At 40.4% G+C, this 16,560-nt stretch carries 7 protein-coding genes; 6 read left to right on the top strand and 1 reads right to left on the bottom strand.

Annotation, left to right across the window (positions count from 1 at the left end; all coding sequences use genetic code 11):
- Window positions 1–4,618 (top strand): SIALI-17 repeat-containing surface protein (locus FJN11_RS10820; RefSeq protein ID WP_246039365.1); only part of this gene is annotated, 4,618 nt, incomplete at its 5' end.
- 235 nt (window positions 4,619–4,853) lie between these two features.
- Here FJN11_RS10820 and FJN11_RS06140 read toward each other — a convergent pair.
- Complete coding sequence (locus FJN11_RS06140) at window positions 4,854–5,402, bottom strand: NADPH-dependent FMN reductase (RefSeq protein WP_140224320.1); 549 nt, start codon at window positions 5,400–5,402, stop codon at window positions 4,854–4,856.
- A gap of 420 nt (window positions 5,403–5,822) precedes the next feature.
- On the opposite strand from FJN11_RS06140, the gene FJN11_RS06135 reads away from it, so the two are divergent.
- The 5 genes from FJN11_RS06135 (at window position 5,823) to FJN11_RS06115 (ending at window position 16,491) form a co-directional block, all read left to right on the top strand.
- Window positions 5,823–7,019: an MFS transporter gene (locus FJN11_RS06135; RefSeq protein ID WP_140224319.1), complete on the top strand. Its 1,197-nt coding sequence runs from the start codon at window positions 5,823–5,825 to the stop codon at window positions 7,017–7,019.
- A 184-nt stretch (window positions 7,020–7,203) separates the two neighbouring features.
- Window positions 7,204–7,692 carry a cell wall elongation regulator TseB-like domain-containing protein gene (locus FJN11_RS06130; protein WP_181146401.1) on the top strand — a complete coding sequence of 163 codons (489 nt, stop codon included), beginning with the start codon at window positions 7,204–7,206 and terminating at the stop codon, window positions 7,690–7,692.
- Window positions 7,689–8,867 (top strand): pyridoxal phosphate-dependent aminotransferase, encoded by a 1,179-nt coding sequence (locus FJN11_RS06125; RefSeq protein WP_049510424.1) that lies wholly within the window; start codon window positions 7,689–7,691, stop codon window positions 8,865–8,867. The genes FJN11_RS06130 and FJN11_RS06125 overlap by 4 nt, the downstream gene beginning before the upstream one ends.
- A 16-nt stretch (window positions 8,868–8,883) precedes the next feature.
- A complete protein-coding gene (asnS, locus tag FJN11_RS06120) occupies window positions 8,884–10,227 on the top strand; it encodes an asparagine--tRNA ligase (RefSeq protein ID WP_061590523.1) in 1,344 nt (447 codons plus the stop codon).
- A gap of 255 nt (window positions 10,228–10,482) precedes the next feature.
- Window positions 10,483–16,491, top strand: a complete 6,009-nt coding sequence (locus FJN11_RS06115; RefSeq protein WP_140224318.1) for a mucin-binding protein — start codon at window positions 10,483–10,485, stop codon at window positions 16,489–16,491.
- Window positions 16,492–16,560: the final 69 nt, after the last annotated feature.

Raw genomic sequence — 16,560 nt, 5'->3', positions numbered from 1 at the left:
ACGTGACGGTCGTGATGGACGCGACGGAAAAGACGTATTGAACGGCAAAGTTGATCCAACAACAGAAGGTAAAGACGGCGATAAATACGTTAACACAGAAACAGGTGACGTTTTCGTTAAGAATAACGGCAACTGGGAAAAAGAAGGTAACATCAAGGGACCTAAGGGTGATAAAGGTGCAGAAGGTGCGCAAGGACCTAAAGGTGCGGATGGAGCTCAAGGTTTACCAGGTCGCGATGGACGTGATGGAGCGCAAGGACCAGCAGGACGTGATGGCCGCGACGGAAAAGACGTCTTGAACGGCAAAGTCAACCCAACTACAGAAGGTAAAGACGGCGATAAATACGTTAACACAGAAACAGGTGACGTCTTCGTCAAGAACAACGGCACATGGGAAAAAGAAGGTAACATCAAGGGACCTAAAGGTGACAAAGGTGCTCAAGGTCTTCAAGGTGAGCGTGGTCAAGACGGAGCACAAGGTTTACCAGGTCGCGATGGACGTGATGGAGCGCAAGGACCAGCAGGACGTGATGGCCGCGACGGAAAAGACGTCTTGAACGGCAAAGTCAACCCAACTACAGAAGGTAAAGACGGCGATAAATACGTTAACACAGAAACAGGTGACGTTTTCGTTAAGAACAACGGCACATGGGAAAAAGAAGGTAACATCAAGGGACCTAAAGGTGACCAAGGTGCACAAGGTCTTCAAGGTCGTGATGGACGTGAAGGGGTCCAAGGACCAGCAGGTCGCGACGGACGTGATGGAGCGCAAGGACCAGCAGGACGTGATGGCCGCGACGGAAAAGACGTCTTGAACGGCAAAGTTGATCCGACAACAGAAGGTAAAGACGGCGATAAATACGTTAATACAGAAACAGGCGATGTCTTCGTTAAGAATAACGGCACATGGGAAAAAGAAGGTAACATCAAGGGACCTAAGGGTGATAAAGGTGCAGAAGGTGCGCAAGGACCTAAAGGTGCGGATGGAGCTCAAGGTTTACCAGGTCGCGATGGACGTGATGGAGCGCAAGGACCAGCAGGACGTGATGGACGTGACGGAAAAGACGTATTGAATGGCAAAGTTGATCCAACAACAGAAGGTAAAGACGGCGATAAATACGTTAACACAGAAACAGGCGATGTCTTCGTTAAGAATAACGGCAACTGGGAAAAAGAAGGTAACATCAAGGGACCTAAGGGTGATAAAGGTGCAGAAGGTGCGCAAGGACCTAAAGGTGCGGATGGAGCTCAAGGTTTACCAGGACGCGATGGACGTGATGGCGCAGCAGGACGTGACGGACGTGATGGACGCGACGGTAAAGACGTATTGAACGGCAAAGTCAACCCAACTACAGAAGGTAAAGACGGCGATAAATACGTTAACACAGAAACAGGTGACGTCTTCGTTAAGAATAACGGCACATGGGAAAAAGAAGGCAACATCAAGGGACCTAAGGGTGACAAAGGTGAACGTGGAGAAGATGGTAAGACTCCAGAAGTAACTGTAACTCCAGGTAAAGATGGTCATAGTACCGACATTACATTCACTGTTCCAGGTAAAGATCCAGTTACAGTAAATGTTAAGAACGGTGAAAATGGTCTGAACGGTAAAACTCCAAAAGTTGATTTGCTTCGTGTTGAAGGACAAAACGGAAATCCATCTCATACAATTGTGACATTCTATACTGATGAAAACAATGATGGTAAGTACACTCCAGGAACTGATGAACTTCTAGGTTCTGAAATGATTAAAGATGGTGCTAAAGGTGCGGACGGACGTGATGGTAAATCATTGCTTACTGTCAAAGATGGTAAAGAAACTAAAGTTTACCAAGAAGATCCAGCACATCCAGGCCAACCATTGAACCCTGAAAAACCTCTTGCAGTTATTAAAGATGGAGTGGACGGTGTCTCTCCAACAGTAACAGCTGTTCGTAAGGATGAAGAAGGTCATAAAGGTGTAGAAATCACGGTGGATAACCATGATGGTTCACAACCAACTACAGTCTTTGTTCAAGATGGTGCTAAGGGAGAAACTGGTGCAACCGGTCAGGATGGACAAACTCCTACAATCACTACTCAACGTGGACAAGATGGCCAAAGCACTGTTGTAACTATCACAACACCAGGTAAAGATCCAGTAACCTTTACAGTGAAAGATGGTAAGAATGGTAGAGATGGCCGTACACCAACTATTGACTTAAATGCATTGGTGGAAGCAGTTAGAAGAGGTGCTGGATCAACTTCTAATTCACAACCTTCTGGAACATCAAGAAGTGCAAGAAATAGAAGAGCATTACCAGATGAAGATAGAAGTGCAACTGAGTCATCAGAAACAGTACAACCAACAACTACAGATGCAACAGATTCACAACCAGTAAATGGTACTCGTATTACAGCATACTATGATAATAATGGTAACGGTAAATACGATCCAGGTGTGGATGAATTAATTGGTACAAGTGATATCTTGAATGGTACAAATGGACGTAATGGTACAGATGGAGCTTCTGGTACAAATGGACGTAACGGTGCTGAATTACTAAGTGGAGTTACTGCCCCAACTGCTAATGATGGTAAAGACGGTGATACTTATATCGACGCCAATACAGGTGATGTTTACAAGAAAGAAAATGGTTCTTGGAACAAGATTGGTAATATCCGTGGACCTCAAGGAGTAGCCGGTGAAAAAGGCGACAAAGGCGAAAAAGGTGAAAAAGGTGAAAACGGAGCTAATGGAGCAGACGGTAAATCACCAGTTGTAAATGTAACGGACAATGGAGATGGAACACACTCTATTACTGTTAGAAACCCTGATGGTTCTGAATCAACAACTAAAGTTAAAGATGGTAAAGACGGTAAAACTGCCAATATCACTACAACAGAAAATCCAGATGGAAGCCACACAATTACTATAACAAATCCAGATGGAACAACTAAAGAAACAGTTGTTAAGAATGGTAAAGATGGTAAGACTCCAAAAGTTGAAGTGACTGATAACAACGATGGAACTCACACTGTTAAAGTTACGGATGGAGATGGCAATGTTACGAATGCTATCATCAAAGATGGTAAAGATGGTAAAGCTGCAACAGCAACTACAACAGAAAATCCAGATGGAAGCCACAGAGTAACAATCACTAACCCAGACGGAACGAAGAATGAGTTTGTTGTTAAGAATGGTCGTGACGGTGTTGACGGACGTACTCCAACCGCATCTGTTCGTGATAATGGAGACGGAAGTCATACAATCGTTATTACAAATCCAGAAGGTGTGACAACTGAAACCACAGTTCGTGATGGTAAATCACCAAAAGTTACAATAACTGACGAACAGAATGGAACACATAAGATCTCAGTTCTAAATGGTGATGGAACAACTACTGAAACAATCATTAAAGATGGTAAATCACCAGTAGCAACAGTTAGAGATAACCATGATGGTACTTACACAATTCGTGTAGAAAACGGTAATGGTACTGTTTCTGAAACCACAGTTCGTGACGGTAAATCACCAACTGCTAAGGTTGTGGATAACGGAGATGGAACTCACACTATCACAGTTGTGAACTCAGACGGTACAACTACAACAACTACAGTTCGTGATGGTAAAGAACCAAAACTTGAAGTGATTGATAACAACAACGGTTCACACACTATTAAAGTGACAGGAGCTGATGGTAAAGAAACTACAACTACAATCTTTGATGGTAAATCACCAAAAGCGAACATCGTTGATAACGGAGACGGAACTCACACATTAACAATCATAGATTCTGATGGTCGTCAATACAAATCTATTATCAAAGATGGTAAAGACGGTAAAGATGGCGTTTCACCAACTGTAACTGTTAAAAATAATAACGACGGAACTCACGTTGTTACAATCACTAATCCAGATGGAAGTAAGACAGAAATGGTGATTAAAGACGGTAAAGATGGTAAATCACCAAAAGTTTCTGTTGAAGATAATGGTGATGGTAGTCATACAATCACAATCATCAATTCTGATGGAACTGTGACAAAAACAGTTGTTAAAGATGGACGTGATGGTCGCGACGGCAAAGATGGTAAGGACGGAAAAGATGGTAAATGTGGTTGCCAAGGCAAACCAGTAACACCATCAAATGACAAACCAGTTCCTCCAACACGTAATGTGCCAGAAGGACCAACGTTTGCAATGCCAGAACCACCAGTTCATGAATTGCCAGAATTCAACGGTGGTGTTCCAGGAATGCCAGAGGTTAATGAATTGCCAGAATTCAATGGTGGAGTACCAGGTATGCCAGAAGTCAATGAACTTCCTAATCCAGAAGTTCCAGGAATGCCAACACCTCCAGTTCATGAAATTCCAGAATTTAATGGCGGAGTACCTGGTATGCCAGAAGTCAATGACAAACCAACTTCAAACATTCCTGAAGTTCCAACACAACCAAATCCAAATGTACCAGTTCAACCGGTAACACCATTAACTTCTAACCCAGTAGTACCAACTACAGGTAAAGAAAAACATGGGGACAAATTACCAGAAACTGGAAGCCAATCTGATTATATCTCTGTTCTTTTAGGTAGCGGTATTCTATTGAGCCTATATGTAGGTCGAAGAAAAGAAGATTAATCAGCAACAAGCAGTCACTAATTTCTCGAAAGAAGATGATAAGTGATAGATCTCGAATGAAAGAATATTCTTAGAACGATTTTCCATGATGGAAAAGACTGCTAAAAACCTTGAGTGGTAACGCTCAAGGTTTTTTTGGATGGCTGATGTTTGTCTGAGAATCTTGATAGAGTCTAAAAAAGCCACCCTATGAGGTGGCGATAATTGATTTAGACTTTTAAAAATTCTTTATTTTTTATTGAACTGCTGCAACCAAGTCTTGAGCTTGTTTTTCAAGTGAATTTAGGACTGTTTCTTCTAGAACTAATTTTCCATCTGCCCAGGCAGAGTCGTTAACACGTGCAGCAGTAAAGTCACCAACGACTTGTGTACGGATGAATGGCAAGAGGTCTTTGTAAATAGCGAAGAGTTGATCGTGACCTGCATTGGCTACAGATGATACGGTGACAAACTTGTCTTGAAGGGCAGAAGCGCCACGTGTATCAGACAAGTCAAGGGCACGAGATAGCCAGTCAAGCAAGTTTTTCACTGGCCCAGGAATTGAGTGATTATAAACTGGTGAGAAAATCCAGATAGCATCCGCAGCGAGAACTGCTTCACGAGCAGCAGCTACAGCTGGATGAGTTGGAACTTCCAAATCTTGGCTGAAGAGAGGTACAGCTGAGTAATCAAGATAGCTAACTTCTGCTTTACCAGCAAGTGCTTTCTCAGCTTCGAGAGCCATTTGGTGGTTGAAAGAACCTTGACGTAGTGAACCGACGATAAATAATACTTTTTTAGACATGATGTGTCTCCTTTTTTTAAATTTACGAGAATTTTCTCGTTGTTATAAAATATATTACAACAAAACAAGACAACTTGCAAGAAATTTGCTCAGAGTTTATTTGAAAATTATAAAATTACAGAAGCTCTAGTCAGTTGTCACTGGAAAAGTGAGAACTGTTTCTCTTAGATTACGGGTTTCATTTGATTTTCGAAGAGTATTCCTATATTCTCTTGTAATATGATGATATAAGTGCTAAAATAAACAAGAAAACTAGCAATAGAAACCGCAGAACAGCTATTTTCCGGTATCATTTCATAAATCATTAAAGGAATAATAATGGCATTGAAGAATGCTTCTAAAAGGGGTGGAGATCATGTAAGACACAGATTAACAAGTGACGGACAAAAGAAATAATAATACACTTGTTAAGGAGAAAAGATGTTAATAAGAAATTATCGGAAAAATATTGGCCTGATGGCCGGAGTTGAGTTTTTTGCATTTCTAGGGATTACCAGTTTTTGGATTCTCTTTCTCAGTCAAAACGGCATGTCTCTTTGGCAGATTGGACTTCTGGAAAGTATCTTTCATACGATCAGTCTTCTCTGTGAAATTCCATCTGGAATGTTAGCTGATCGTTATTCCTATAAGACCAACCTTTATTTAAGTCGAATAGCAGGGATTGTGTCTTCTATTCTCATGTTGGCTGGGCAAGGAAATTTTTGGATTTATGCACTAGCAATGGCGGTGAGTGCCTTGTCTTATAATTTTGATTCAGGAACAAGCGCAGCAATGGTTTATGACTCAGCTGTAGAGGCTGGACTAAAAGAACGCTATCTATCCATTTCAAGTTTCATGTCAGGAGTAGCAGAAGGAACTCGTTCTTTGGGGACAGTGTTAGCGGGATTTTTTGTCCATGGTCAATTGTACCTGACCTACTATATCATGATTGCCACTTCTATCATAGTTCTTGTCTTGATTTGGATGCTGAAAGAACCCAGTGTCAAGCTAGAAAAAACTGATAGTGTGACCATGAAACAGATTATGTGGACTGTTAAGGAAGAGTTGGAGCGAAATCCCATGCTGTTCAACTGGATGATTTTGTCTCAGATTGTTGGTACACTCATGTGCATGTTTTATTTTTACTATCAAAATCAGTTACCAGATTTAAGTAGTTGGCAAATTTCAGCAGTTATGCTACTTGGAAGTCTCTTGAATATCGTCGCAGTCTATCTAGCGAGTAAGATTGGAAAGAGATATGCCGCCTTGAAGCTTTTCCCTATTCTCGTCCTGCTGACTGGAGTTACCTACCTGCTGTCCTACTTTGGAACACCTCTAATCTATATTTTGGTTTATTTGATTAGTAATGCTCTATATGCTCTTTTTCAGCCGATTTTTGATAATGATTTGCAAGAGCGGCTCCCAAGTGAAGTAAGGGCAACCATGCTGAGTGTCTACTCTATGATGTTTAGCCTAAGTATGATTGTGTTCTTCCCACTGACAGGCTGGTTGATTGACAATTTAGGCTTTGTAGTAACATTTCTTTATCTAGGATCCTTTTTAGTCATGATTAGCCTTCTACTGACTATCTTTTTAGGAAAAATGGCTAAAAAAATAGATGATAAAATGATTCCATAGATTAAAAAAATTTCTGAAAACTTGAGTGCAAGCTCAGGTTTTTTAATACGTTGATTTCGCTTGTATCTATACTTTTCCTCTCAGTTTTAAACAATAAAAAACGGTTTGCTTTGAAGGGAGAAATAAAATGCGATTGTTCTTGCATTCACTTGTAATAAAGCCCAATAGATGGTAAAATAGACGAGTGAAAACAAGACAAAATAAAGCAAAAAATAATCTACTGTGGCAGTATGGTCTAGGGATGACGATTTTGTTTGTGGTTATCAGTGCTTCCTTTCTGTATCTGGTTTCTCTTAGCATGAAACCTTATCAAACAGCTAAAAGTGAAGGAGAAAAATTAGCTCAGCAGTATGCAGGATTAGAGCAGGCTGATCAGGTTGATTTATACAATGGCTTGGAATCTTATTACAGCGTTCTTGGTCGTAATAAACAGCAAGAAGCACTTGCTGTCCTGATCGGAAAAGATGACCATAAGATTTACGTTTATCAGCTAAATCAGGGTATTTCACAAGAAAAAGCAGAAGCGGTTTCTAAGGAAAAAGGAGCTGGCGAGATTGACAAGATAACCTTTGGCCGTTATCAAGACAAGCCAATCTGGGAAGTCAAGTCAGGAACTAATTTTTATCTAGTAGATTTTGAAACAGGAGCATTGGTCAATAAGGAGGGCCTATGAAACTATCCAACCGTGTTTTAGAAATGGAAGAAAGTGTGACCTTGGCTGCTGGAGCCCGTGCCAAAGCACTGAAGGCTGAGGGAAGAGATATCTTGTCTCTAACCTTGGGTGAGCCAGATTTCACTACTCCAAAAAATATCCAAGATGCCGCCATTGCATCGATTCAAGAGGGGCGTGCTTCTTTTTATACAGTAACCTCAGGCCTGCCAGAGCTCAAGGCAGCAGTCAATACCTACTTTGAGCGCTTTTATGGCTATTCTGTAGCGCCAAATCAAGTGACAGTAGCTGCAGGAGCAAAATATTCTCTCTATACCTTCTTTATGGCTGTGGTCAATCCAGGTGATGAAGTTATCATCCCAACCCCCTACTGGGTCAGCTATGGAGATCAGGTTAAGATGGCAGAGGGTGTGCCAGTCTTTGTTCCTGCTAAGGAAGACAATCACTTTAAGGTGACTGTAGAGCAGTTAGAAGCAGCTCGCACAGACAAGACCAAGGTTTTGGTGCTGAATTCACCATCTAATCCGACAGGTATGATTTACACCCGTGAGGAACTCTTAGCAATCGGGAACTGGGCTGTAGAAAAGGATATTCTCATCCTAGCAGACGATATCTATGGGCGCTTGGTCTATAATGGCCATGAGTTCACACCTATTTCTAGTCTATCAGAAGCGATTCGCAAGCAAACAGTGGTTATCAATGGTGTGTCTAAAACCTATGCTATGACTGGCTGGCGTATTGGCTATGCCGTTGGAGAAGCAGACATTATCGCTGCCATGTCCAAGATTGCAGGTCAAACAACTTCAAACCCGTCAGCAGTAGCCCAGTATGCAGCAGTTGAGGCTCTATCAGGCGAGCAAGATACGGTGGAAAGCATGCGTCAGGCTTTTGAGGAACGTCTCAATACCATCTATCCCCTTCTTGCTGAGGTGCCAGGATTTGAAGTGGTCAAACCGCAAGGAGCCTTCTACCTCTTCCCAAATGTCAAAAAGGCAATGGAGATGAAAGGCTATACGGATGTGACAGAATTTACAACCGCTATCCTAGAAGAAGCTGAAGTAGCCTTGGTCACAGGAGCTGGATTTGGAGCGCCAGAAAATGTCCGCCTCAGCTATGCGACAGACCTAGACACGCTTAAAGAAGCAGTTAACCGCTTGAAAGCATTTATGGAAAAATAAAAGAAAAGGAAAAATAATGACAAAACGTGTAACGATTATCGATGTAAAAGACTATGTTGGTCAAGAAGTGACGATTGGCGCTTGGGTTGCCAACAAATCAGGAAAAGGGAAAATCGCCTTCTTGCAATTGCGTGACGGGACAGCCTTCTTCCAAGGTGTGGCCTTTAAACCAAACTTTTTAGAAAAATTTGGTGAAGAAGTGGGACTTGAGAAGTTTGATGTCATCAAACGCTTGAGCCAAGAAACGTCTGTTTATGTGACAGGTATTGTCAAAGAAGACGAACGTTCTAAGTTTGGCTATGAGTTGGATATTACAGACATCGAAGTAATCGGTGAATCTCAAGACTACCCAATCACACCAAAAGAACACGGAACAGATTTCTTGATGGATAACCGTCACTTGTGGCTCCGTTCTCGTAAGCAAGTAGCTGTTATGCAAATCCGTAACGCTATCATCTATGCAACTTATGAATTCTTTGACAAGAACGGCTTCATGAAGTTTGATAGCCCAATTTTATCAGGAAATGCGGCTGAAGATTCAACTGAACTCTTTGAAACAGACTACTTCGGAACGCCAGCTTACTTGAGCCAATCAGGTCAGCTTTACCTAGAGGCAGGTGCTATGGCTCTTGGCCGTGTATTTGACTTTGGTCCAGTATTCCGTGCTGAAAAATCAAAAACACGTCGTCACTTGACTGAGTTCTGGATGATGGACGCAGAGTACTCATACTTGACACATGATGAGTCACTTGACTTGCAAGAAGCTTATGTGAAAGCTCTTCTTCAAGGTGTTCTTGACCGTGCGCCTCAAGCATTGGAAACTTTGGAACGTGATACAGAGCTTTTGAAACGCTACATTGCAGAGCCATTCCAACGTATCACTTACGATCAAGCCATTGATCTCTTGCAAGAGCATGAAAATGATGAAGACGCTGATTACGAACATCTTGAGCATGGTGATGACTTCGGTTCACCACATGAAACTTGGATTTCAAACCACTTTGGTGTGCCAACATTTGTCATGAACTATCCAGCAGCCATCAAGGCCTTCTACATGAAACCAGTTCCTGGGAATCCAGAGCGTGTGCTTTGTGCAGACTTGCTTGCTCCAGAAGGCTATGGAGAAATCATCGGTGGGTCTATGCGTGAGGAAGACTACGATGCCCTTGTAGCTAAAATGGATGAACTTGGTATGGATCGTACAGAGTACGAATTCTACCTTGACCTTCGTAAATACGGTACTGTTCCACACGGTGGATTTGGTATCGGTATCGAACGTATGGTAACCTTCGCAGCAGGAACAAAACATATCCGTGAAGCTATTCCATTCCCACGTATGTTGCACCGTATTAAACCGTAAATAAAATAAAAAAGTTATTATAATAAAAAGAAGGGTAATTCCTTCTTTTTGTATTTTGGGTACAAAAATATTATACAAAAAGCGAGAATATATAGATTTTTTTGGTTGACTAGTGTTAAAAATATATGATAAAATTGGATAATGAGTATTGTGTTGTAGTTTCGTTAAAGAAGGCTTTCTTTAGCAGGAGAGGCAGGGGATATGAAGGACTTCAACCGTATTCTAAATCAACATATATATAAATAAGGAGAAAACATGTATTCAAGAATGGAAAAATACCATGGTAGAAGAGCTCAGCGCTTTTCTATTCGTAAGTATAGTTTTGGTGCGGCTAGTGTTCTTTTGGGGACTGCTCTTCTTTTAGGAGCAAACGCTGTTAAAGCTGATGAAACAAGTACTGCTTCTGCAAAAACTCCAGAAGTTACAAATTCTGATAAACAGAAATCTGATTCTGGTTCAACAACACCCGTTGTTGAAGAACTTCCTGAATTAAAGATTGATGCTGTAAAAGCAGATGAAAAATCTGAAGTAAAAGCAGATGAAAAACCTGAAGTAAAAGAAGATGCTAAAACTGAAGCTAAACCTGTAGCAGAAAAAGAAGTTACCGATAAAGCTGCAACAGAAAAATCTGATAAAGAGCAAGCTGATAAAAAAGAAGCAGACAAAGAAAAAACTAACAAAGAAACATCTGAAAAAGCTGCAACAGAAAAAGCACAAGACGATGTTAAAACAGTTCTTACTCAATTGACTTCAGAAGCTGATGTTATGGCAACAGTAGCCTCAAACTTCTCAGATAAAGAAGTGAAAGATGAAGCATCTAAACAAAAGTTATCGGCTGCAATTGCTACAGTGAAGCTTGAAGCAGTAGCGTCTAAAGGATTGCTTTCATCTGATGCTTCTAAAGACCAAATGGTAGCTCAAGTGAACCGTCTTTCTGCCGCAATCGAAGCAGTTTATGCTGAAATGAAACGTGCGGGTCATGCAGGTAAAGTTGAAGCTGTATTAGATGGTGCAGCAACTCAAGACCAAAAAATCGTAGGTAAAGATGTTGTTAAAGATGGAGAAAAAGTTAAATCTATAACAAATGGTTATATTACGATGAATGCTGATAATACAGCTCCTAAAGCATGGGGATTTGATTCAACAATTGATACTACAGATTTACAAGCAGGTTCAATTACAAAAATCGAAGTTACAAACTTAGCTGAGTTTGGTGCTGCCTTCCCTGCAGGAAAAGAAATTACTGCAGCAGATGGTACTGTAATCGGTAAAGTTAAATCTATCGACTATAGAACATCAACAGGAAACAACAATAACAAATCTGTACCATATTGGGCGCAACGTACACAACGTGGAATGACTTATGATCAGCGTGTTGCTGAACAACCAGCTGTTGCTAATGAAACGGGTACATATACTTACAACATTGAGTGGAACGCGAAAGTGAAAGATTATCCTGTTGTTTCATTTGGTGCTGAAAACTTATCAGGTGGTGGATACTTAGCTCCGCAAATCTCAAAAGATACAGATTATAAAGCTACTATTAAGATCGATGGCAGAACAGTTGTTGAACATACCTATACACGTAAAGGTCAGCAAGCAAGTTTCTCAAAACAAGGAACATCAGCTTCATTAAGATCAAATAATGGTTTAGGATATGTTTCTAATGAACTGAAAAGTAAGAGTGATACTCTAGAGATTAATACAGATTCAGACATCCGTTATGGAGTAGGGTCTAAATTTACTATTAAACTACCTAATTCTGAATTTACAGAATTCAAAGAACTTCAAGGAAGTACTAACTTTGTAAATGGTCTAAATACAGCTTCAACTCTTAACCCTAATAAAGGAGACAGTATTACATACCGTCTTGCTAACCGTTGGGCAAACGTTAAAGCTAATGAAAATAATGTTTGGATTCTTCAAGATGGTCGTGAAGGTGGATTTACATTAACTCCAAAACTAATCTCTCCAACAGAATTAGAAGTAACTGTAACAGAAGGATACATCCAAGAAGGTTCTAATATCTCGTTATCTCTTCAATCTTTAGGTGTAGAGAAAGTTATTAAAGATAAAACTTTAACAAGTGAATTCTCTAATGTTACTTATAATGAATTTGGACTTATTACAGGTGGAACAGCAGGGAATGATAAAACAGCAGCTACGTTAACGGTCTCTGGTGGAACATCTATTAGTGGTGAAAAAGAAGATGTAACTACAACAGTTGCAAATGGTTGGGAAATCAATGCATCTGGAACACCTCTAGGAGAACCACCAACAGGAGCAGTAGTAATTGGACTTAAAGATCTTGAGACTGGTAAAATTATAGGGCATGCTACTACTAAATATGATGGTAATCGTCCGTTAAATGAAGATGGTACAAAGGATAATACTAATGTCCTAGGTAAAAAATACGATGTATCTGACTATATTCCTCCATTAATAAAAGAAGTGGATGAAGAAGAGTACATCCTTGCAGACATCCCTACAACAGGAATTGAAGGTACATTAAGTGTAACGAACACTAGAGCTCGTGATTTATATTCTACTGAAGAATTGAAAAAGAATGGACTTAATGCTTCAGCTTATGTTACGCCAGTAGATTACAATTATGTTAAGAAAACAAAAGTAGAAGAAGTAAATCGTACAATTAAGTATGTTTATGCCGATGATGCACCAGGTCTTGCAGGACAACAAGTATTTGATCCAACGACTCAGACTGTAAGCTATAAAGGAACTGTTAAGACAAATGCTGAGGGTAAAGCAGTAATTGGTTCAAATGATAAACCAATCTACATTAACTGGAAAGGTATTGGAGATACAAATCTTCCAGAAGTAACAGTACCTCAAAAAGAAGGATACATTGCAAGTGTAGAAAAAGTTCCGGTACAGCCAACAACTGCAACAGATGAAGATTACGAATATGTAGTAACTTACTCACCAATCCAAAAAGCTAAAACAACATTTGTCTACCAAGACAAAGATGGTAATGTTAAGCAAGTGGAAGGTAACACGCCAATCTCTGAAACAGGTAAAGGTGGAGACAAACTTACAAAAGCAGATGAAATCGCTGCGAGAATCAAAGAAGCTCAAAACAAAGGATATGAAGTAGTTTCTAATACATATCCAACAGATGGCGTCTTTGATAAAGATGTTGACACTGACCAAGAGTTCACAGTAACACTTAAAGAACGTGTTGTACCAGTTACACCAGATCAACCAAAAACACCAGGAACTCCAGTAGATCCAAATAACCCAGACGGACCTAAATACCCAGCTGGCTTGGAAGAAAAAGATCTAAACAAAACAGTAACACGTACAATTACATACGTATACGAAGATGGCACTCCAGTATTAAACGAAGACGGCACTCCAAAAACAGTAACACAAGAAGCTAAATTCACACGTGAAGCGAAAGTTAATTTAGTTACAGGAGAAGTTACATATGGAGATTGGACTCCAGCACAAGATTTAGCTGAAGTTAAATCACCAGTAGTTAAAGGATTCTTAGCTGACAAAGCAAGTGTACCAGTAGTAAACGTAACAGGTGATTCTGAAGATATCAAGGAAGTAGTAACCTACAAACCACTTGGTTCATGGGTACCAAACATCCCAGGTCAACCAACAGACCCAATCAAGTATCCAAACGATCCAACAGATCCAACAAAACCAGGACAACCAACAGAAGTAGTACCATATGTACCAGGATACACTCCAAAAGATGGCAATGGTCAACCACTTAAACCAGTAGATCCAAACGATCCAACTAAAGGTTACGAAGTACCAAGTGTCCCAACTAACCCAGGTGAGGATACACCAATCAACTATGTGAAGGATACGCAAAAAGCTAAGACTACTTTCGTAGATGAAAAAGGAAATCCAATTCCAGGTGTTGACGCTATTACTGAAGAAGGTGACTCAGATACACCATTAACAAAAGAAGCTGATGTAAAAGCGAAAATTAAAGAACTTGAAAACAAAGGATATGAATTAGTATCTAATACATACCCAGAAGGTGGTAAGTTCGATAAAGATAAAGACACTGATCAGGAGTTCAAAGTAACACTTAAAGAACGTGTTGTACCAGTTACACCAGATCAACCAAAAACACCAGGGGCACCTGTTGATCCAAACAACCCAGACGGACCTAAATACCCAGCTGGTTTGGAAGAAAAAGATCTAAACAAAACTGTCACACGTACAATTACTTATGTTTACGAAGATGGAACTCCAGTATTGAACGAAGATGGAACTCCAAAAACAGTAACACAAGAAGCTAAATTCACACGTGATGCCAAAGTTAACTTGGTTACAGGTGAGGTTACATACGGAGATTGGACACCAGCTCAAGACTTGGCTGAAGTGAAGTCACCAGTAGTAAAAGGATACTTAGCTGATAAAGCAACAGTACCAACTACAAAAGTAACTGCAGACTCAGAAAACACTACAGAAGTGGTAACATACAAACCACTAGGATCATGGATTCCAAACATCCCAGGACAACCAACAAATCCAATCAAGTATCCAAATGATCCAACAGATCCAACCAAACCAGGACAACCAACAGAAGTAGTACCATATGTACCAGGATATACTCCAAAAGATGGAAATGGTCAACCACTTAAACCGGTAGATCCAAACGATCCAACTAAAGGATATGAAGTACCAAATGTCCCAACAGATCCAGGAAAAGATACAGTAATTAACTATGAAGCAAATGACGCTAACCTAGTAGTTAAATATGTAGATGAAAATGGAAAAGAACTTAAACCTACAGAAACAACAAAAGGAAAAGTAGGAGATGAGTACACTACAGAAGGAAAAGTGATTGACGGATACGTATTAGTACGAGTAGAAGGTGAAGCGAAAGGTAAGATTGGTAAAGACGGTTCAACAGTAACTTATGTTTACAAGCCACTTGGTTCATGGGTACCAAACATCCCAGGACAACCAACAGACCCAATCAAATATCCAAACGATCCAACAGATCCAACCAAACCAGGCAAGGATAAACCAGTTCTTCCGTACGTGCCAGGATACACACCTAAGGATAAAGACGGTAATCCGTTGAAACCAGTAGATCCAAACGATCCAACCAAAGGATATGAAGTACCAAGTATTCCAACAGATCCAAGTCAAGATACACCAATCAACTACGTAGCAAACAAAGCTAACCTAGTAGTTAAATATGTAGATGAAAAAGGCAAAGACCTTCTTCCTGCAGAGACTACAGAAGGTAAAGTAGGCGATGAGTACGCTACAAGTGGAAAAGTTATCAAGGGTTATGTTCTTGTTCGTGTAGATGGAGAAGCGAAAGGTAAGATTGGTAAAGATGGTTCAACAGTAACTTATGTTTACAAACCACTAGGATCATGGGTACCAAACATCCCAGGTCAACCAACAGACCCAATCAAGTATCCAAACGATCCAACAGATCCAACCAAACCAGGCAATGATAAACCAGTTCTTCCATACGTGCCAGGATACACACCTAAGGATAAAGACGGTAATCCGTTGAAACCAGTAGATCCAAACGATCCAACTAAAGGATATGAAGTACCAAGTATTCCAACAGATCCAGGTCAAGATACACCAATCAACTACGTAGCGAACAAAGCTAACCTAGTAGTTAAATATGTAGATGAAAAAGGCAAAGACCTTCTTCCTGCAGAGACTACAGAAGGTAAAGTAGGCGATGAGTACGCTACAAGTGGAAAAGTTATCAAGGGTTATGTTCTTGTTCGTGTAGATGGAGAAGCGAAAGGTAAGATTGGTAAAGATGGTTCAACAGTAACTTATGTTTACAAACCACTAGGATCATGGGTACCAAACATCCCAGGTCAACCAACAGACCCAATCAAGTATCCAAATGATCCAACAGATCCAACCAAACCAGGCAAGGATAAACCAGTTCTTCCGTACGTGCCAGGATACACACCTAAGGATAAAGACGGTAATCCGTTGAAACCAGTAGATCCAAACGATCCAACTAAAGGATATGAAGTACCAAATGTTCCAACTAACCCAGGTGAGGATACACCAATTAACTATGTTCCAAATCCTAGGGAAGTAGAAAAACCTGCTAAACCAGCTCAACCTTCTCAACCTTCTCAACCTTCTAAACAAGAAACACCTAAATATGTTGAAGGTCAAAAAGAGTTGCCTAACACAGGTACAGAAGCTAACGCTAGTCTAGCATCACTCGGACTTCTTGGAGCACTAGGAGGGTTTGGACTTCTTGCTCGTAAGAAAAAAGAAGATTAAATCTAATTAGATTTTCTAATAAGAATAAGGAGTTGGATGGAATATCCGCTCCTTTTTCTTATAGTTTGA

Source organism: Streptococcus symci (assembly GCF_006385165.1).
GTDB classification, from domain to species: domain Bacteria; phylum Bacillota; class Bacilli; order Lactobacillales; family Streptococcaceae; genus Streptococcus; species Streptococcus symci.
This window is presented reverse-complemented; position numbering and strand designations above follow the sequence as displayed.

Bases quoted from the DNA above. Each gene is read 5' to 3' on its own strand.
- FJN11_RS06135 (WP_140224319.1), top strand. From the start codon at position 5,823: ATGTTAATAAGAAATTATCGGAAAAATATTGGCCTGATGGCCGGAGTT.
- asnS (WP_061590523.1), top strand. From the start codon at position 8,884: ATGACAAAACGTGTAACGATTATCGATGTAAAAGACTATGTTGGTCAA.
- FJN11_RS06125 (WP_049510424.1), top strand. From the start codon at position 7,689: ATGAAACTATCCAACCGTGTTTTAGAAATGGAAGAAAGTGTGACCTTG.
- FJN11_RS06115 (WP_140224318.1), top strand. From the start codon at position 10,483: ATGTATTCAAGAATGGAAAAATACCATGGTAGAAGAGCTCAGCGCTTT.
- FJN11_RS06140 (WP_140224320.1), bottom strand. From the start codon at position 5,402: ATGTCTAAAAAAGTATTATTTATCGTCGGTTCACTACGTCAAGGTTCT.